The organism is Marinoscillum sp. HNIBRBA16962, from assembly GCF_057801515.1.
On sequence record NZ_CM173603.1, the window covers coordinates 1638125 to 1658488 of the forward strand.

Below are 20364 nucleotides of genomic sequence, written 5' to 3' on the forward strand. Positions count from 1 at the left end.
ACATAAGTGAAAAAATATTTCCAAAAAATGGATAGACTGGGGTATTCGGATTGTTATTAACGTATAGTCGATAGATAAATCATTATATAAATGTTAGTCGTTGTATTTGGATTACCGGGTTCTGGCAAAAGTTTTTTCGCGTCACATCTTGCTGAAAAGCTGGGCGCTGGCTATATCAGTAGTGACAGACTCAGAAAGGAGCTATTTCCCTCTCCGCAGTATAGTGATTTAGAAAAGGAGAAGGTATACGACAAAATGATGGAAAAAGTGAAGGCCATGAATGGTTCTGATATGGTGGTGGACGGCACGTTCTACAAAGAGTCTATCAGGAAAAGATTCCGAAATCAGTTTGAAGGGAATCGCCCTGTTTATTTCATAGAAATAACTGCGAGTGAGAATACCATCCGTAATCGTTTGAAACATGCCAGAGCTGATAGTGATGCGGACTTTTCTGTTTATGAAAAAGTAAAAAGGCAATGGGTCAAACCTGAGTTTGATCATTTGGTACTCCAGTCTACCGACAGCAACATAGATGAAATGACCTCCGAGGCAATAAAATACCTGGAAACATGACTAAAGAAGAAATAGATAGCATATTGGTGTCGGATGCATTACCAGGTCAGTGTAATCAACCACAGCTGATTGAAACGCATATTTCATGGGTGCTTTTGTGTGACCAGTATGTATACAAAATCAAAAAACCGGTCAAATTTTCCTTTCTGGACTTTTCGACCCTTGAACGGCGCAAGCATTTTTGTGAAAGAGAAGTCACCCTCAATCGGCGACTTGTAAAGGATGTATACCTGGATGTTCAGCCGGTAAGGTCAGGAGCCAATGGTATTCTGGTCGGGGCTGGCAGTGGCACGATAATAGATTATGCAGTTCGCTTGCGCAAGTTAGACCCTGCTAGAAGGATGGATCTTTTGATGGAAAGGCATCATGTTTCAGAAAAAGACATCACGCAATTGGCCGGATTGATGGCTGCTTTTCATAAGACAATGAAGGTAGTGCCTGAAGAAGAAGTATTGGATATCAGGGAAGCCTTTAATGCATTGGCTGAGGTAAGTGATTTTGCAGAGAAACAATTAGGAGAATCTGAGATTGAGGAGGCTATAGCAATTGCTGATTCCTTTATTGAGCAGCATTCCGGACTTTTTAAAGATCGCCGGTTTTTTTACCGGGATTGTCATGGTGATTTTCATTGCCAGAATGTGTTTCTGACCCCTGAGCCGGTGGTCTTTGACTGTATTGAATTTAATGATCAGTTCAGATATACCGACGTGCTCAACGAAGTAGCTTTTTTATGTATGGACCTGGATGCTTACGGACGGGAGGACTTTTCCAGGCTTTTTATTGAAACTTATAATAAAAAAATGAATGTAATCCGCTCTCATGAAGAGTGGCAGCTTTTCAATTTCTATAAAAGCTATCGTGCAAACATCCGTGCAAAAGTTTACGCCTTAAGGGCTATGGGTGCTTCTGGTAATGAGCGGGAGAGAGCTGTCAGAAAGATGAAAAAGTACCTGGAGCTGATGGGAGAATGCCTGAAAAATACAATGGATTTTAGTCCTTTGTCAAGTTATGTTGAATGATCACAGTGGAGTATGGTTTGATACAAATATTCCGCAAAAAATTACCGTGGCATTATAAGAGATTTCTACACAAAAACACCAATATTCCCCTTTAGAAAAAGGGGTGTAGGGGAATGTTTATAAGCAAGTATGTTTTTGTGTGAAAATTGTTTGGAACATTCAGGAATGCAAAACTGTCCTCCACCCGTGATAGGGGTTATAGAAAAATTTATCAAATCCCACACTTAATTGCAACTTGACAAAAGCCGCTATGTTAGTGAGAAAATGGTTTTCTGACTCAATAAAAAGTTAGATTGCGTATCTTCATGCCTTTAAACGACTGTTATGGGTAAACTTATCTTTATTTTTCTTCTTATGGGAGGCATTATCGCAGGCTGTACCTCTTCTCCATCATCTGAATCCGGGAAAATTCCCTTGCTGGTAGGCACTTATACCGGAAAGGGAAGTGAAGGGATTTATCTGGTCGAATTTGATACTGAAACCGGTAAGATGTCTGAGCCAAAACTGGCAGCTGAGGCAGCCAATCCCTCTTATCTTTCCATCAGTAAAGACCGAAAATATGTTTATAGCGTGTGTGAGCGAGATCCCGGATCTGTTTGTGCTTACAGCTGGGAGGCGAATGGTCTTAGTCTGATTAATAAGGTTTCCTCAGAGGGACTCAATCCTTGCTATATAGACTTTGGTACCCGTACGGGTATGGTAGCTGCTGCTAATTATTCTTCCGGAAATGTTTCTGTTTTCAGGACATCAGGTGATGGCTCCTTAGCTGAAAACCCTTTTGTTTATCAGCATGAAGGTTCAGGTCCTAATAAGGCTAGACAGGAAGCTCCTCACGCTCATTGTGCTATCTTCTCGCCAGATGAACGATTTGTGTACGTCGTGGATCTTGGAATTGATCAAATCAAGGCTTATCCAGTTTTGAAGGATTCAGTAGGGGAGGGATTTGCTGCTATTACTATGCAACCTGGAGATGGTCCAAGACATTTGGTGTTTAATCCGGATGCAAATCTTGCTTTTGTTATTAACGAGCTGTCCAGTTCAGTAGCAGCTTTGAAAGTAGATCCTCAAACAGGTAAGATGGAAGAGATCAGCCGGGCGGAAACACTTCCAGCAGATTTTAGTGGAGACAATAAATGTGCTGATATCCATGTCTCTTCGGATGGTAAATTTCTTTATGCATCGAATCGTGGACACGATAGCATTGCGATCTTCTCTATTGCTGGTGACGGCAGTTTGGAGCGTATTGGCATAGAGTCGGTTCAGGGCAGTTGGCCAAGAAATTTTACGCTTTCTCCTGATGAGAAATTCTTGTTAGTGGCCAACCGGAATACCAATAATATTACCGTTTTCAAGAGAAATATGGAAACCGGGCTCCTTGAGTTTACCGGAAACGAGATTGCGGTTTTTGAACCGGTTTGTCTTAAATTTTAATTTGCAAAAACTTCTTCCCAGGTTGAGAGTGCCGGCCTGGGATTTCCATCTTCATCGAGTAAGCCTGTATCTCTCCAGAGTTTTCCCAGGTCTTTTACTTCAGCAGGAAATGTTTCCCAAAGGAGGTCAAAATCTCTATAAGCCCACCAGATCAAAAACTCATAGTTCTGCTGATCGGCATTTTTAAGAAGAGTTTGTAAATACTCGTTCTGCTGACAGGGGTCTGAGGGTATAAACAGTTCAAACGCATCTACACTCAGGTCTTCAGCCAGGTGGGTGGTTTCCACAAAAGCAATCGGGACATTCACTTTTTCATGAAGAAAGTCAAAAGCTGACTGAAACTGTTCTTGAGTACTTAACCCTTCAAAATAGGGGTAGAAACTAATGGCTGCAAAATCCATTTGATTCACATAGTCAGTTATTTCAGCAATGTAAGTTTCAGCATCCTCAGCATCTTCCGGTGTAAGCCAGTTGTGAAGAGTGATTGATTCTGAGACAGGTAAATTGGGGTAGGTGCCTTTAATGGTCTCTTTTACTGAGGAGATCATCGCTTTATACCCCTCCCATTTCTCAGGTGCATTTAACCGAAATTCATTGACTTCTATAGCAATGACCAGATAATCCGGTTTTAACTCTTCAATAAGGTAGCTGACATGGTTAGTATAAGCTTCTATGACGTGTGGATCGTCCAGCTGGTCATATTCTGGGATTGTGCCATCGTGATCAGGGATCAATTCACTTCGATCAATATTAAGCGGACTTATAGCAAGGAGAAGGTCTTGATCAAGTCGGTGGCCAAGCCGATAAGAAATGTTCTGTGAGAAACTTTCGGAGGGAGACTTATTCTCGCTCCATGAGCTCCAGGGGATCAGTTCGTCAATCTGCTCCAGGTAGATGTCAGCATGCTCATCAATGAAACGATAAGTATTTTCACTGTGTGCTTTTTCTGGTCCATAGCTCCAGGTGCTGAAACCCATTTGGAAATTTTTCTGTAGAGAAACCTCTGAGGGTGAACAGGTTTCCTTGTTGATTTCTTCCTTATTGCAGCCAGGTAAAAGTATGGACAGGATAAGAGCCTTAAAGAATAATCGTTGCATTGCTTTTTAATTGAAAATAAAAGTAGACACTGTGAATGGATACAGCGTCTACTTTATGCTAATGAGATAATTTATTTAAAAGTGATTTCCAACCCTGATATACTTACCGGGTTGTATGGAGTCAGGTTTTGGATGCGGGTCACCAGCGGATCATAAACTTCACCTGGAGACGTTCCGCCCTGAATGAACCCATCATTGCTGAAAAAGCCCGGAGCTTCGGTATTGTGCAGATACTGATCGATCAGGCTTTGTTCAATAGTTGGCCAAACGGTCAGGATCTGATCGGTGAATACCTGCTTGATGGCGTAATCCACTAAAAGCGTTTCTCGGTCATCGGCATCAAGGTTATTTGGTGGCAGACCTACTTCAGCTACTCCGATTTCCGCACTTTCTGAGCCTGAGGCAACAAATGCCCAGTTGAAGCCTGCATCATCGGTGAAAAATGAGGCATTTGGGTGATCGGAGTTACCGTAAACATCTACCAGGTCTCCTGTCTTTCCCACAAACATTTTCAATGTAGAGATGGAGTAGGGGTCGTCCAATGGGTTTGCTAAGGGCAGATTGTCAATAGTAACGATCATATGAGCATCGTAATCAAACTCACTGTCCTCGGTATATTCGATCTTATAGATAGCATCACCAGCTTCAGCATCTTTGACCCTGTCAATGTTGTAAGGCTTGAGAATTGCCACACCACTGATAGGATCTCTATTCCAGAATATCTGCATGGCTTTGCCGCCATCAGCATTATTTTCGGATTCTGCATCGGTAATCGTCAGCATGAATTCATACGTTTTGCCTTCGTAGGATACATTTTCAACCACCTCAAGGTTTTTAGTTCTGCCATCATCATCGCTTTCATAGCTGATAAATAAAGGCCGGTCAATACCGTGAGTGGTGATTCCTGCAATAATGGCTTCCAGCAGGTCGCCGGATCCTTCACCTATGGCTATGTATAAAGACAACAATTCGTATATTTCATTACCATCAAGCTCACCCTCAGCTACACGTCCATCTGATCTTCCATTGGAAGCATTCGGGTTTGAGATGGATTGGGGGATGTCAATAGCAAACCGCTCGGGTAAGATGTTTTCACCTTCTTTGGGCGTTTCAATAGCATCATCGCATGAAACAAAGACTAACAAAAGAATAACTGTTGCAAGTAGGGATAATAGTTTTACCGTTTTCATTTCTCTGATTTTTTGTTTTGTGCCTTTATCACACAGATGCTTCTTTCTACCCTAGGCAAATAATGGATTTTTTTTCTAAAAAAGTTATAAGTACTTGATAATCAATCAATATTTATTGAATAATTGTTGTGTCAGACTGTACCATGGATACCGAAAAATATCCCACGGCTCCTTCAGAGAGGTTTGTGCGTACATTGCCGGCTGCTGTATCAAAAGCACCGCCCCTCCAGTCGACTTCTGACAAAAAAGACCTCAGGAAAGCCTGATGCTCTGCTGTCAGAGAATATTTTTTGCGGATGAGCTGCGTGCCGACCGGAAACCTGAAGGGTTCCTTATCTGGAGCAAAAATGGTATTTACATCGATAACTTTTAGGGTGTAAAAAAATGCTTTTTGATACTCCTGAGTAGGTTGGTTTAATGAATCCATGGATTCCCAGGTGGCAAAGACTTCAAGCATGGATGGTTGATCTGATTCATGATAAACAAACTCATAAATTCCTGAGTCAACCGGAATAAGTCCATAGTCGTCTAAAGGAGAGCCAAACGTAGAATTGGCCTGTGCATAGTACTCTTGACCTTCATGCAGGATGTATAGGGTATAGGTTTTTCCAAATAAGGCTTGCATGGTGTCTGTTGCATAAGTTCCTGGGTCTTCGGGATTGTGAGTAAGGATGATGGTAGTGTCTCCATCATTTACAGCTACCAGCGCGTTTGTGATCGGTGGTGGAGGGTCGTTGAGATCGTTAAAGGTTTGGCTGAGTTTTACTTCCTGTCTTTTTGCCTCGTTGGTAAATAGCGCCTCCACTACCACGAGCGTTTCATCCTTTTGTGGTGCATCCCACTCAAAAGCTTCTTCACATCCGAAGCACGCTACTAATGACACTATGGTGATAAATCTTCTCATGTGTTTAAAGTCTCAAAATTTGACATTTGGTACGTACTTCAATCATGTACGTTGGTGTTGCTCAATATCTAGGTTGAGCAATATGCTCATCTCATAAGTAAAATGAATAGGTGATAGAAGGAACTACACCGTAAACAAATCGGTATGTTGGAATAAGCGCGTTATTGTTTGCTTCTGTAGGAACCCGATAGGTTCCGTCATCCATTTCCACTTTGTTAAAGTTCTCCAGGATGGTGTTTTTTTGCCCGTAGAAGTTAAAGATGGAAATGGCCAGAAAGTGATTAAAGTTTTTCTCAGCTTTGTTGAGACGGTACTGCCAGCCTACATCAAATCGATGGTAAGTGGGTAGTCTGCTATTATTTTTTTTACTGTAAATCGGTACGGTCCGTCCCGAATATTGATAAAAGGAAGTTGGGGTGGTAACAGGCGCCCCGGAGCTGATAATGAAAGTGCCTGTGAATGTTGATCTCTTAGACTTTTCATAAGTAATGGTGGAGGAAAGCTGGTGGGGCTTATCCCAAAGGGCAGGGAATGGATTATTAGCATTTACCCCATTTATTTTTCGGATCGAGCGGGAATAAGTGTAGGACAACCACCCGGAGAGCTTACCCACTTTTTTACTCAGGGTTGCTTCAACTCCATAGGACTTGCCTGTTCCTGTTCGCAGTTCAGCTTCAAGATGGGGATTGAGGAGAAGCTTAGCCTGATTGGAATAATCCAGCTGGTTCTTCATGCTCTTGAAATACGTTTCCAGCTGAAGTCGCCAGTTTGTTTGGTCATGTATCCAGCCAAGAGATACCTGGTCTGCCAGCTGGGGTTTGATATTTACACTGGCAGGCAGCCAGACTTCCAGGTTATTAAACGGACTTATGGAGTTACTTATCAGGTTCAGGTATTGTGCAGAGCGCGAATAATTAAATCTCAGGAAATCAGTAGGGCTCATTAGCCAGGTCAGGCTGAATCGGGGTTCCAGATTCGCATAGTCATTGTAGGAGTCACGAGTGTTATATACTGTCGAATCAACTACCTGGTAATTATCGTTAATTTCGTATTCAATTGTCCGCCCAAAATTGGTCCAGGAACTTAACCGGAAACCATAATTCATTAACCAGCTATCCCCAAGTTGCTTATCATGACTGTAATAGAGTGACAGAGATGAAGTATTGCGCTTTGGTACAAAGTCAAAACCATTACCCTGTATATCCTCTACATTTCCGGGGTTAAAATTGTGACCACTGAGTTTAAACCCAAATTTCATAGTACTCTCAGGGTTCTTGAATAGGGTAAAGTCAGTTTTCAGACTGGCATTAGCGATATGGTTTTTCCAGATGATGTTCTCACTTGCAATTAAATTGTATTCATATCTACTGGTGTAAAAAGTACTGTTGGAAAATAACCTGTCGTTAAAAACGTGATTCCACCGGATTGTTCCGGCCCTGTTTTCCCATCTCAGCCCTCCGTTGTTCAGGTATTCGTCTTTGCTGAGGAAAGAGGAAATAAATAACCGGTTGTTTTGATTGATCCGCAGGTTGGCTTTTGCTGTAAAATCTGAAAAATATAATTCCTGGAAATCGACATTAAGGCCTCTTAAAATACTCCCGATATGGGACCTGCGTGCCGAGAGAAAAAATGAGCTTCTATCTTTTTTCAGAGGTCCTTCTAATGATATTCTTCCCGAAATAAAACCCAACCTCCCACTCAAGCCAAATTCTTTCATGTTCCCATCCTTTGTTCTGATATCCATGACTGAGGAGATCCTGCCACCAAAATCTGCCGGAGCGTTGCCTTTATACAGCTTCACATCTTTGATGGCCTCCGGCATAAAGGAGCTGAATAATCCCAGGAGGTGTGCCGGGTTGTAAATGGGAGCCTCATCTACAAGCATTTGATTTTGGTCCCGATCTCCCCCGCGAACATTAAAAAAGGTGGAGCCATCACGAAAAAGCTGCACACCTGGGATAATATCCATGGATTTGATCATGTCCGGTTCGCCAAGAGGGGAGGGTTTTTCGAGAATTGTATTTTGATCTATGACTGTAATATTTGAGTGAATATTTTCTATTGCTTTAACTGAGTCACTTGGTGCTACTACAATCTCATCCAGCACGGAGTAGTCAGGGTTCAGGTCGATGTTTAATGAAATGTTTTGGTTGAGTAACAGAGGCTTTTCGGTGATTTTGTAGCCTATGTACGAAAATGCCAAGTTATATCTCCCCGCAGGTAGTGTAATTGAATAAAATCCGTAAGCATTGGTAGTGGTTCCTTTTTCAAGCTCCTTTACCAGTATCGTAGCGCCAATTAATGTTTCACCATTTTTCGTATCCTTTAAATAGCCGCTTATTGTGTGGTTTTCTGGGGGCTCAGCTTTAGATTTTGTGAGAATTATTTTGCCTTCTACCGGGGTATACTTAATTGATAAACCAAGAAAGATCTCATTTAAAGCTTCTTCCAGGTCTATTTTATTTACCTGTATGGAAATTTTTCGATCAATTGGTATGCCTTTGCTGCTGTAGGAAAAGGAGACCTCTGTTTGTTGCTCAATGAGCTCCAGGATTTCCCTTAGAGGTAAGTTTTCGCAACTAAGAGTTATTTTAGTCTTGGGTATTTCCGATTGCCCAAATGATAGAGGGCCAAAAAACAGGAGACCAACAGAAACAATTGCACGGAGAAAATTCATAGGATATGTTTAGCAACCGGGACCATTTAGCTGAATGCCTTTAGTCGTATTCTGAATGGATAAACCGAGTGTTGCCTTCAGAATTTTAAGTATTTCCTCTAACGTTTGATCTTCGAAGGATACAGTTATCGGACAGTCTGCCAGATCCTTTGAGTCAAGGTAGATGTTGGATTGAAAGGCGTTGTTTAATACATCGATGACTTTTGAAAGGGGCTGATCATCAAAAGTGAATTTTTTTGTTTTCCAGGATAGATAATTAGGATCGCTGTTGACAAGTTTAAATAACTGCCCGGATTGCCTATTAAGCACTCCTTTTTCGCCTGATTCCAGCTTGATTACCTTATTCTGGTAGCTTACAGCTACAAGGCCTGAGGTAACCGTCACTTCTGTAGTTAATGCAGTCTCTTTTGATCTTACATTGAAAGCAGTGCCCAAGACTTCTACATCTATGGAAGAAGTATGGATGATGAAGGGCTTAACAGGGTCTTTTTTCACCTCAAAATAAGCTTCTCCTGAAAGTTTAACTTCCCTGGTCTTTTCAGTGAGCTTATAAGAAAGCTCTGATCCTGCATTTAAAGTGACCGTGGAGCCATCTTCAAGCTTTTCGGTTTGTACTTGCTGGGCAATGATTTGGGTGTGATCCTCCTTCAGAAAAAGATAGGCTGACCACCCGACAGCCAATAGCAAAGCAATAGAAGCGGCTATACGCAGAAGCGGAAATGATTTAGCGGAACTCTTTTGGCTTTGAGATATGGCCATTTTTAAGCGAACCCATTCCTCCTGGGTATCATCCTCAGTGATTCCTTTAGCTTTTTCAGAAGCAATCCAGGTTTGTACGATCTCATCATAAAGCTTTTGGTTCTCCTTCTTTTCAGATAGAAGTTTGTCCAGCCTTAAGGTTTCCGCCTCCCCAGCTTCTCCAGCCAGTTTTTTGATCGTCAGATCCAGTAGCTCGTTATCGTTTTCCTCTGTTTTCACTTCCTTGATATATTACACACATAAAAGTCTCAAAACCCTAGAAAAATCCATGATAAAAAGACTAACAATATCAGATAATCTATTAATTGTTCACGCAAAAGCCTCAATGCCTTAGACATCTGTGCTTCGATCGCTTTTACAGTTACTCCCTCTATTTGGGCAATCTCCACATATTTTTTCTCCTGAAACCTGCTGAGTAAAAAGATTCTTTTGCATTTTTCCGGTAGACTGTCTATGGCCTTTTTAATACGCATTTCTAACTCTGACTGCTCCAGATAATCTGTTGAGTCTATATAATCCGGTACTTGCTGGCTGTTCTGCAGGAGATCATGTCTTATGATCTTTTTGTGGTCTCGGATGTGATTCAGGCACCTGTTATGAACGGACTTGAACAGGTAGGATTTCAAAGATGTATCATGATGCAATTCCTCTCTTTTCTCCCAAAGATTCAGAAAGACATTGTGTATAATATCCTTGCAGGCAGCCTCATCATCCACGTACTTTTTAGCAAAAGAGCATAAAAAGGGGAAATACTCCTTAAAAAGGTTTTCAAACTCCTGTTCTGTGAATGGATGCCTGTTAGCCAAATTGCGAGCAGTTTAGGTTTTAGCAGGAAGTTAATCCAGTTTCTTTCAAAGCTCTATCAGAAATCATCGCATAAAAATAAAAAAACCACTCAACAATCTGCTGAGTGGTTTTTGCAAGGTTTAAATATTGTCTTTAGTTCTTGATTAACCTAAGCCTAACGTTTTCACCGTCAACATTAAGGTGGATAAGATACATACCGACAGGTAAGGACCTTACATCAATGGACTGCTCATCAAGTTCACCCTTTAATACTTCTTTTCCAGTTTGATCAAACATATAAAAAGTCTGACCTTTTAACTCCTCCTGATTTTTGATTTTGATGAAATCATTGGTTGGGTTAGGATAAAGCTTGAGTTCAAAATTTTCCAAAGAAATCTGTGTTTCTTTTAATTTACTTTCAACTCTTGAGAAGGAATTGGATATTATGATGCTGTAATCTTCCACCTCTCCATAGCTCAGATTACCACACGGGCCAGGAATGTCACTGTACTCCATAGATACTCTTAATCTGGTAACTCCCGTCACTGCTGTGGCAGGTACATGTATGATACGTTCTATCAGTTCGTCTCCGGAAGGACTTTTGGTAAATAGCTGTTCATTAGCATCTTCAAAGTCCCCATCTTGATTAAAATCTATCCAGGCAGAGTACCCCTCACTAAAACCTGAATTTTCGCTGTTTATTGTCAATGTGTAAAAACCATTTCTGTTGAGAGTGGTATGCAAGGAAGTAAAATCTTCGTATGCATCAAGGCTTGGCTCTGGAGTTTGGTTGTCCAGGGTATTTAGTCTTACTCTTGTGATGTACTCGCCATCTACTGTATTTCCACTGGATTCGCAGTATTCCAGGTTAGATACCAATGATTCGCCTACTAAGGTAATTCTCTTAGATAAGTAATTGTTTGCCAGATGGGGTTCAGAATAATCTCCAGACGGATAGTTTACGGAAGTAAATAAATAATGGTCACCCTCCAGGCCATTATCAGAGATTGTAACCGTGAAACTTTCCAAAGAAGTAGCTTCAGAAGCCATATCTATTTGTCTGTCGGCTAGAAATATATCTGACTCATCAAGTATGTCATCTTGAGAAATAGCGACCTGAACTAAAACATCACTTAAAAATACAGGACTATTATTAAGTACCAGAGCTTTCAGACTTACTTCATCTCCTCTTTTGATAGTTTTTTTGTCAAAGATCAATTCTTGCAGGATCAGGTCCCGCTGGATCGGTTGAACGGATATGATTTCCGATAAGGTATTGTTTGTTTCTACGGCCTCCATTTCGTCATCATCCGAGTCTACCCGTATTTGTACATAATAATTTTGAGCCGGAACAGACTCTGGGATAAAGACGGAGGTATTTATATTATAAATCTGCCCACTGTTCAATGATATGTTGTTGTAAGACTTTAAGAGATCATAAAAACCATTATCGGGATCTTTATCCGTATCCAAAACGATATCAATATCAAAATTAGAGGCACTTCCAGTACCTGTATTTAAAACAGAAGCGGTCATATTTAACGAATTCCCTGCGGTAATACTACTTTGCTCAAGTACCAATGACTCAGCTGACAACTCAGGTTTGTCGGGTTTATCAGGGTCTTCAAGTACCGTAATCTGAAAACTCATTAAATTATTATTGTAATTGTTTTCTCGGGTATTGGTAAAATCATTATAGGTGTTTGCCACTATAAAAAGTGTGTAAACCCCAGGCGCTTGATTTATATTAAAATGTTGTAAGCCTGATACATTATTGCTTTCCATGTAAAATCCGGAAATAACAGGGTCTGGCCCAGAAAAGAATGTTTCGAAACCATTATCATACGTGTCATCCTGTGAAATGTGGAAAGTTACTAGTGACCTACTTGGTGGGTTTAGTGACCTACTACCAATATTTTGAATGGTGTATTCTATGGAAACAGACTCTCCCTGTTTAACGGAAGCGCTACTTAAAGAAGCATCAGAGATGGTAAAATCATACTCCGTAATTTCAAACTGCAAAGGGATCGTAAATCTGTTATTTAGCTCATTTGTTTCTTCGAGTTCATCACCTTCATCTGCTACGAAAATTAGGTAAGCAGATTCTGATGACCACTCAGGTATAAATAGGCTGTTGCTATATTCTTCACTAGCTCCTGAGGTAAGGTAAGAAGTATTTGAAGCAAACAGCTCGATATCGTCTCCGGATACCTCCTCGTCCGCAGAGATATATACCCGGAACGAAATATCGTCTACGTCATCCTCGCCAGTATTTAAAACTGAGGTGCTGAAGTCTATTTCATCGCCTGATGTTACTGCTGTAGTGGAAATTGAAGGTTCCGTTAATGATACATCTGCCGGAATAGACTCTTCTTTTATTAAAAAGGGAATGGCTTGAGAAAAATTATCGTTTTCATTGGTTTCCGGATGGTTGTTGTATAGATCAACTTTTAGCTTTAGATAGTAGATTCCTGGGGTCAGCTGGTTCGGGATAGTGACTTCATCAGATGAAGGTCGGACCTGACCTTCCCCCAAACTTGTCTCAATAATGTTATCCGCATAATTTTCACCATTTGGTGTGGTCGATATGAAAATGCCAGTCCAGAAGTTATAAGGAGCATTTCCTCCACTATTTACCAATTTGTAAGAAAAGTTTAGTGATTCTCCGATCTCAATCTCCGCCACGCTGATCTCCAGTTCCTGAATTTGAAGGTTTGGCTGGGACTGGGAGGAAACATACGGTACTACTCCAAAAAGAAAGAGTGTGACCAATAATTTGTTCAGATGTTTCATAGTCTTAATATTTTGATGAAGACAAAAAAAGGTTCCTAAGAACTCAGGAACCTTCTTTTGATAATTAAGTAACGTAAGTCAAAATACTCTTATTCCTGGTCTATCCTTCTACCGGTTCCATAATCATAATTACGGTTGTATGTTTTCCCAGGTGCCGCAATTACTGTAAATGATCCTCCGGCATTGGATGAAGTGGTTGGTGTATTAGCAAACTGCTGGTAGCCCGTACCTCCGGATATACGCTGAAAAGCAACTATGGATCCATCGTTCGGATCTACTGCTTCAACGATTATGTTTGCTCCGGAACCGCCGCCAACTAATGCATCAACAGTCAATGTAGGTAAGTTATTAGGATCATATCCTAAACCAGCATCGGTAAGGATCACGTTGGTAATCACTCCGTCACTATTAACTATTGCTGAAAATGTGGCTTGTTCTCGCTCTGCTGGAATTTCTGCCACAAAGGTTGGCGGAGTGATGGAGGTGATAGTGAATGTGCCGTTTACATCAGGGTCAGTCAAAGTAATAGCCCCGTTAAGGATCTCCAGATCGGTGCTACCATCCAGATCAATTTCCACGATCTCTGTTTCAGTGTTAAAGGCATTTGCATACTGAGTAGTAGAAAACTTAACGTTAGGTAAAAACTTGTAATCAGCTCCACCACTTGCGAGTACTGCTTCATAAGGTTGATCAAAGGCAATTGCAAAAGTAGCTCCAGTACCATTTGGAGGATTGAAAGATGGTGGAACCAAGTATCCGTTTCCAAAGCCGTTAACTCCTGCATCAATGATGGCCCCGCTTTGATCCACCGTTACAAAAATGCTAGCTTGAATGAAACCGGTATCTGTGGTGTCAGGTGTGGTATTTGCCGTCACTATAAATGTAGTGTCGCTTACACCATCTGAGTCCTGAGGGTAACCAGTACCTCCGTTGATCACTGCTACGTCAGTAGTAGCATCAAAACCATCTCCAAGGGGATTGAACGTAAAATCTAATCCTGATCCGGGAGTAGAAAAAGCTGAAGGAGTAACTGTAGCACCAGCGTCAGTAGGGACGGGAGTAACGATACCTGTGCCGAATACTCCATTAAATGAAGTAGAGGCACCATCATACACGATAGTCTGGTCTGCTGCATATTCATCAAATTCGATAATAACAGGTAATCCATCTTCAGTAGCATATCCGGTTGGAACTACGATAGAGAATGTACCATCAGCACCTACAGTAGCAGATGAGACAGAGCTTACATAGGATACCTCTTCGATTCTTCCATTGTCATGAGCGTCGCTCCAATAGGCATTCACAAACTCTGTGTCGTTTACATCTATATAAGCACTCAATGTAGCACCTTCGGCAAACTCCGGAGAGTCATTAGTGAAATCGGTCTCAGCATACGCTACTCCTGAAACCGTAGCTGCTCCGGCTTCTACTGTGGTAGGGAATAGGTAAACGTTTGTGCTTGCATTTGTACTTTCACCATTAGAGAATAGTTCAGCAGTTACATAGCAGGTAGTATGGTCAGTAGCAGAAACCGCAAGAGAAATACTTCCAGTTCTGACTTCAGGAATAACAACTCGTCCGTTAGAATCTGTAGTAAATGTAGTAGAACTGTCATTCTGAGTTAGTACTACTGTTGCTCCGCTAGCAACTTGAGATTCTGAAGTTCTGTTTGCTGACTGAGTAACAGATGCACTAAAAACTGTGACCGTATAGGTTACTGACCGCTCAGCTTTATCTAGTGAGTCAGCCTTTTCCTGAGATTCTATTTGAAGATTCAACAAGTCTTCTTCAGAGAAGCCATCATCGTTACACGCTGTAAATGCAAAACTTGCTACAAGTACAGCCATAAAAAGGTTAGAAATGGTTTTAATGGTATTCATTTTCATAACAATTAATTACTTGAGTAAATAGGTTTTAAAATATTGTATAATAGACTGATAAAGAGAAAGATGTAGAATACAAGGACTCAGTAAGGTCAGCGGTTGCCGTTACGGTCTCATTGATATCCATCATGCTTCTTCTGTACCTCATTTCATAAGTGATGGCACGTCCGTCTTCCAGGACAAAATCAAATGCCGCTCCTACGTGTACGCTTGCTTGTATACTGCTGAGGTTACTATAGATGCTTTGTTTTCTATCGGAAATAAGCACTGAGTTGCCGTTTTCAAAATGATAGACAACATCGGAAGTCTCTTCTCCCATAAATAGGTAATCGAAACTACCCCCGAGAACAAAACTCATTATAACCCCTGATGAATTTGCAGGAGAAAGCCGTACAGAAAGCGGTACCGATACGGTATGCAGTTGAGCTGACCGATTATTGTAGGTAATGCTTTCGACTGGGAGTCCATTGAAGGATTGTCCCGGAATAAATGATTCTGCATCCCTAATGTAATCATGCCTTCCACCTCCCTGAAGGTCGTAGAGAACTTCTGCCTGAAAGGACAAGAAGGATTCTGGCATATACCTGACAAAGGCACCAGCTTGTCCACCGGAGGAAGTACCGGGTTGGTTAAATTGATTGAAGTTGTACCCAGCTTTTACACCTACCCCAAAAGGATTCGCTATTTGGGCTTGTACATGGGATAGGCTAAAAACCATAAGTGCTCCAATCAAGAGCTTTTGTTTTTTCATAGTAATTAAATAGAATTTATGGTTTATCAATTGACTCAATAAAAATTTTGAGCTTCGGGGAATGAACCCCGAAAACTTCGTTATTCAGGTATAAATAAAATAGCCATTTGGCAGGCAGTGTGTTGCCTGGTAGAGAAGTCAGATTAGTATCAATCATTAGCGGTGACTTCTAAAAATGACTCAATATTTAGTACCAAAAATCGAAAAATTTATTTTGCACTAAACAAAGAATTAATTGTCGCAAACTTATAAGCTTTTTTTAAAAATCCAAATAAACCAGTGGATGGAAATTTTAAAAAATGTTTCCATAGCCAGAATATAATGTGCAATGATCTGGTATTGACTCACTTACGTTAAAATATTATTAAGAATTTCCTTTAAGCTGGGAATGAATATTTCTAAAATTCCACAAGTTGTCTGGCCTGATCGGTGAGCAACTGCATGTAAAGCCTGTTAGTGATTTCCATATCTTCGTTCATGTTAGCCTCTATACGCGCAAGCTTGGGCTTCAGTGCAAGTACATGCATGCCACAGTAGTTAAAAATATCCGTCAGATGACTCAGAGCCAGACCGCCACCCTGTACCCCGGAGGACAGACCTACAAGTGCACACTTTTTGTTTGTGAAGGTGCCGGGATATTCCAGTCCGTCAATAAATGCCTTCAGTACACCAGGAAATGATCCATTATACTCTGGTACGATAAATACAAATTTTTGTGCCTCACGCATCATTTTTCGGTATTTATTGAAAGCTTCATTTTTACCGGAGTTCTCATATAATGCACTTACAGTAAAGTCAGGGGGAAGATCATTTAAATCAATAATCTGGCTGTTTTCCCCCAGATCTTTTAATATTTGTGCATACAGCTGACTTATCTTGTAGGTAAGGGCTTCGGTTCTGTTTGTGCTACTTACTATTGTGATCATGTAATTTCTTTCTTGAGTGATCCCTTATTTATTCTTAACTAAGCTTAATAACCAGGTGATTTTGGATCAGATTCCTCTACGGAAATTTTTGGGTTAAAAATAAATGAATCAATATTGTGTTCTTAGGAACGTCAGGCTTTAAGCGATAAGTAGCAAAAATGCGATTTGTTGGGGGAGTTCGCAAAATCATTTGATTTTGAATCTCAGTCCTGGCAAATTTCTGATGATGTTATTCAGTGATCCAAGATGCGTAAGATAAGATATGGCCATTAGTATTCAGAACCTGACCAAGACTTTCGGAGAGCAAAGAGCAGTTAATGATATCTCTTTTGAAGTCCCTCAGGGAACCATAACGGGTTTTCTTGGTCCGAATGGAGCAGGCAAATCTACTACCATGAAAATGGCAACAGGATACTTGAGACCTACGAGCGGTACCATTGTATTGGATGGGATGGATGTAGAGCAAAACCCGATCAAAGCTAAGTCTGTCACAGGGTACCTTCCGGAGCACAACCCTCTCTACCTGGAAATGTATGTGCGTGAATTTCTCCGGTTTATTGCATTGGCGTATGGGTTGAAGTCTTCACGAAAGCGGGTAGAGGAGATGATCAGTCTTGTGGGGTTGGAGCGGGAGAGAGGCAAGAAAATCAGTGCTCTATCTAAAGGTTACCGTCAGCGGGTAGGGTTAGCCAAAGCCTTAATTCATGACCCGAAGGTACTGATTCTTGATGAGCCTACATCAGGTCTGGACCCTAACCAGATACTGGAAATCCGTCAACTGATAAAAGATATCAGCAAGGATAAGACCGTCATTCTTTCCACTCATATTATGCAGGAGGTAGAGGCCATTTGCGAGCAGGTGGTGATTATTGATAAAGGACAGCTGGTGGCAAACGATAAGCTTTCGGTCCTAAAACAAGGTCTCAATGAAACCCAGGGTATTGTCCTTGAATTTGAAAGTGGTGTGGATCTTCAGCTTTTCATCAATGAGGGGTATGATCCGAAACCATATGGTGATAAGGCATTCCTCATCGAATCAGAAAAAGATGATCTACGGGCAGACCTGCTGAGGATAACGTCTGAAAATGATTTGCCACTTACCAGTCTGACCAAAGCCCAGAAGTCTTTGGAGGAGATTTTTCATCGGTTAACCCAAAAGCAGCCCGGAGTATGATCAGCATTTTTATCAAAGAGGTAAACGAGTTTTTGAATTCACTGATTGCCTATGTTGTTATAGGTGTTTTTCTCGTTGGCATTGGGTTGTTGATGTGGGTCTTTCCGGAGACAAATGTGCTGGACTACGGATATGCAAGTATGGAGACATTATTTACACTAGGTCCATATGTGTTTATGTTTTTGATCCCCGCCATTACGATGAGATCTTTTGCTGAGGAGAAACGAAATGGTACCATTGAGTTGTTGCAAACCCTGCCTTTCAGGGATTCGGAGATCATTTTGGGTAAATTCCTGGCTGGATTTTTCCTGGTTATTTTCTCTGTTTTGCCTACCCTCATTTACTATTTCTCATTGAACCGTCTGGGAAATCCCCCGGGTAATCTGGATACGCCGGGGATCATTGGCTCTTACATCGGGCTTCTTCTCCTGGGAGGAGTATTCACATCTATTGGAATCTTTTCTTCGGCTCTCACCGGCAATCAGATCGTATCATTTATTCTGGCCGCTTTCCTTTGTTTTTTTCTTTATGCTGGTTTTGACTCTTTGGCAGCAATTGATATCTGGTCCGGTTGGTCTTATACGGTCTCACAGCTGGGAATAACCGCTCATTATACATCCATAAGCAGAGGGCTGATTGATTTCAGAGATCTGGTTTACTTCATTAGTCTGATTGCTATAATGCTTTTACTCACACAACTAATCATTGGGTTAAAGAAATGAATTGGGGAAGTTACAAATTGAGTCTGGTACTTAGCCTTGCAGTAGGGTTGATGGTTGTTTGGTTGCTCTTTCAGGTGGCAGATCGTTTTAGGTTTCGCCTGGATATGACGGAAGAAAACCGGTATAGTATTTCCGAACCCACTAAATCGTTGCTTGAGCGACTGGATCAGGATGTGCTCATTGAAGTATACCTTGCAGGGGAAATGCCATCCAATTTTATTCGCTTTCAAACAGCTATTCGCGAGCTGCTGGATGAGTTTTCAGTCTACACTTCAGTTACATTTGATTATAAGTTTATTGACCCTGCTCAGGCCGAGAGCCAAAGGGCTCGGGATCAGTTTTTTCAGGGGTTGATCAACCTGGGCTTGCAGCCAAGTAGCATTAACTACACCAGGGATGGCAATACCAGTCAGAAATACATTTTTCCAGGCGCGATCATATCGTATGGTGGACAAGAACTGGCAGTAAACCTATTGAATGGAGATAGGACGGCAGGAGTAGACGCTATCATTAATCAGTCGATAGAAGGATTGGAATATGAGCTGGCTAGTGCTTTACAGCAATTAGCGGGGAGTGGACGGAAGCGTGTAGGCCTGGTCACAGGGCATGGAGAGCCTGACAGCACTCAGCTGGCAGGGTTGATCAATCTTGTGCTTTCTAAATATGATCTTTTTAAGGTTGATCTGCCTGATCGGACATCTCACATTACGGGTTACGACCTTTTGTTAGTTACTAAACCGACATTTGCTTTTTCTGAGAGGGAGAAGTTTTTGCTTGATCAGTATATTATGAAAGGTGGACGGGTGGCGTTTTTCTTAGATGCCCTACGTGTAAATATGGATAGTGCCTCAGGTGAGGGCACAGTGGCTATACCCTATGAAACCAACCTCACTGATCTCCTATTTAAATATGGAGTAAGAATCAATCAGGATTTTGCAGTAGACCTTAATTGCGGTGATTTTCCAGTGGTGGCAGGAAACGTGGGTAATCGACCTCAGATCCGTATGCTTCCCTGGCCGTATTTCCCGGTCATCACCAATTTCGGAGACCACCCGGCTGTGAAAAACCTGGATGCTATCCTGGCCAGGTTTGCTTCCACAGTGGATACGGTAAAGGCTGAGGGAGTCCGTAAAATGCCTTTATTAAAAACCTCTGCTAACTCTAAAGTACTGGGAGCTCCTGTTACTGTGGCGTTTAATGATCTGCAGGCAAAACTTTTACCGGAAAAATTTCAAAGTGGTCCACAGACGCTGGGCTACTTACTGGAAGGTAGGTTTTCTTCTCTTTTTAAAAACAGATTTCCTCCTAATGGATTTGATCGTAATACCATCATCGGGGATGGACAGCTAAACAAGCTGGTGGTGATAGCGGATGGGGATATAGTACGAAATGAACTAAGTCTGGAAGATGGCAGGCCTCTGGAGCTTGGAGTGGACCCCTACAGCCAGATGAACTATGCCAGTGAAGCATTTATCATGAATCTGATTGATTACCTTCTGGATGAAGACGGCCTCATTCAGACCCGGTCAAAAGAGCTAAAGATCCGGCCGCTCAATAAAGTGAAGGTCAGACAGGAGCGGATTAAATGGCAGGTTATCAACCTGGTGTTGCCGGTTATTGCCCTTATCCTTTTCGGTGTAGGAAAATGGGCCTGGAGAAAAAAACGCAATCAGTATTAA

Annotated in this window: 16 protein-coding genes; 6 read left to right on the forward strand and 10 right to left on the reverse strand. The window is 41.5% G+C overall.

The window, feature by feature from the left end; genetic code table 11:
• Window positions 1-90 precede the first annotated feature (90 nt).
• From AC3E9V_RS06975 to AC3E9V_RS06985, 3 genes are all read left to right on the forward strand, one after another.
• On the forward strand, window positions 91-573 hold the full coding sequence (locus AC3E9V_RS06975) for a P-loop nucleotide/nucleoside kinase family protein (RefSeq protein WP_488752476.1): 483 nt from the start codon (window positions 91-93) through the stop codon (window positions 571-573).
• Complete coding sequence (locus AC3E9V_RS06980) at window positions 570-1592, forward strand: phosphotransferase (protein WP_488752477.1); 1023 nt, start codon at window positions 570-572, stop codon at window positions 1590-1592. Before AC3E9V_RS06975 ends, AC3E9V_RS06980 begins: the two co-directional genes overlap by 4 nt.
• 324 nt (window positions 1593-1916) lie before the next feature.
• Window positions 1917-3023 (forward strand): lactonase family protein, encoded by a 1107-nt coding sequence (locus AC3E9V_RS06985; RefSeq protein ID WP_488752478.1) that lies wholly within the window; start codon window positions 1917-1919, stop codon window positions 3021-3023.
• Here the strand turns inward: AC3E9V_RS06985 and AC3E9V_RS06990 are convergent.
• The 10 genes from AC3E9V_RS06990 to AC3E9V_RS07035 form a co-directional block, all read right to left on the reverse strand.
• Complete coding sequence (locus tag AC3E9V_RS06990) at window positions 3020-4120, reverse strand: glycosyl hydrolase 53 family protein (RefSeq protein WP_488752479.1); 1101 nt, start codon at window positions 4118-4120, stop codon at window positions 3020-3022. The two genes, AC3E9V_RS06985 and AC3E9V_RS06990, sit on opposite strands and share 4 nt — an antisense overlap.
• 71 nt (window positions 4121-4191) lie before the next feature.
• A complete protein-coding gene (locus AC3E9V_RS06995) occupies window positions 4192-5310 on the reverse strand; it encodes a hypothetical protein (protein WP_488752480.1) in 1119 nt (372 codons plus the stop codon).
• Window positions 5311-5422: 112 nt separating this feature from the next.
• Window positions 5423-6214: a DUF4249 family protein gene (locus AC3E9V_RS07000; protein WP_488752481.1), complete on the reverse strand. Its 792-nt coding sequence runs from the start codon at window positions 6212-6214 to the stop codon at window positions 5423-5425.
• A gap of 91 nt (window positions 6215-6305) precedes the next feature.
• Complete coding sequence (locus AC3E9V_RS07005) at window positions 6306-8891, reverse strand: TonB-dependent receptor domain-containing protein (RefSeq protein ID WP_488752482.1); 2586 nt, start codon at window positions 8889-8891, stop codon at window positions 6306-6308.
• Window positions 8892-8900: 9 nt separating this feature from the next.
• Window positions 8901-9869, reverse strand: a complete 969-nt coding sequence (locus AC3E9V_RS07010) for a FecR family protein (protein WP_488752483.1) — start codon at window positions 9867-9869, stop codon at window positions 8901-8903.
• A gap of 29 nt (window positions 9870-9898) precedes the next feature.
• Window positions 9899-10456, reverse strand: a complete 558-nt coding sequence (locus AC3E9V_RS07015) for an RNA polymerase sigma-70 factor (RefSeq protein ID WP_488752484.1) — start codon at window positions 10454-10456, stop codon at window positions 9899-9901.
• Window positions 10457-10589: 133 nt separating this feature from the next.
• Window positions 10590-13229, reverse strand: coding sequence for a CARDB domain-containing protein (locus AC3E9V_RS07020; RefSeq protein WP_488752485.1), 2640 nt, complete (start codon window positions 13227-13229; stop codon window positions 10590-10592).
• 89 nt (window positions 13230-13318) lie between these two features.
• Window positions 13319-15109 (reverse strand): hypothetical protein, encoded by a 1791-nt coding sequence (locus AC3E9V_RS07025; protein WP_488752486.1) that lies wholly within the window; start codon window positions 15107-15109, stop codon window positions 13319-13321.
• Window positions 15110-15143: 34 nt separating this feature from the next.
• Window positions 15144-15863, reverse strand: a complete 720-nt coding sequence (locus AC3E9V_RS07030; protein WP_488752487.1) for a porin family protein — start codon at window positions 15861-15863, stop codon at window positions 15144-15146.
• Between the two features lie 398 nt (window positions 15864-16261).
• Window positions 16262-16789 (reverse strand): NADPH-dependent FMN reductase, encoded by a 528-nt coding sequence (locus tag AC3E9V_RS07035; RefSeq protein ID WP_488752488.1) that lies wholly within the window; start codon window positions 16787-16789, stop codon window positions 16262-16264.
• A 262-nt stretch (window positions 16790-17051) separates the two neighbouring features.
• Between AC3E9V_RS07035 and gldA the strand changes: the two genes are divergently transcribed.
• The 3 genes from gldA to gldG are packed head-to-tail and all read left to right on the forward strand — an operon-like array spanning window position 17052 to window position 20364.
• A complete protein-coding gene (gene gldA / locus AC3E9V_RS07040; RefSeq protein ID WP_488752489.1) occupies window positions 17052-17963 on the forward strand; it encodes a gliding motility-associated ABC transporter ATP-binding subunit GldA in 912 nt (303 codons plus the stop codon).
• Window positions 17960-18685: a gliding motility-associated ABC transporter permease subunit GldF gene (gene gldF / locus AC3E9V_RS07045; RefSeq protein ID WP_488752490.1), complete on the forward strand. Its 726-nt coding sequence runs from the start codon at window positions 17960-17962 to the stop codon at window positions 18683-18685. The genes gldA and gldF overlap by 4 nt, the downstream gene beginning before the upstream one ends.
• The gene (gldG, locus tag AC3E9V_RS07050; RefSeq protein WP_488752491.1) at window positions 18682-20364 is read left to right on the forward strand and encodes a gliding motility-associated ABC transporter substrate-binding protein GldG; all 1683 of its coding nucleotides are present in this window, start codon (window positions 18682-18684) and stop codon (window positions 20362-20364) included. The genes gldF and gldG overlap by 4 nt, the downstream gene beginning before the upstream one ends.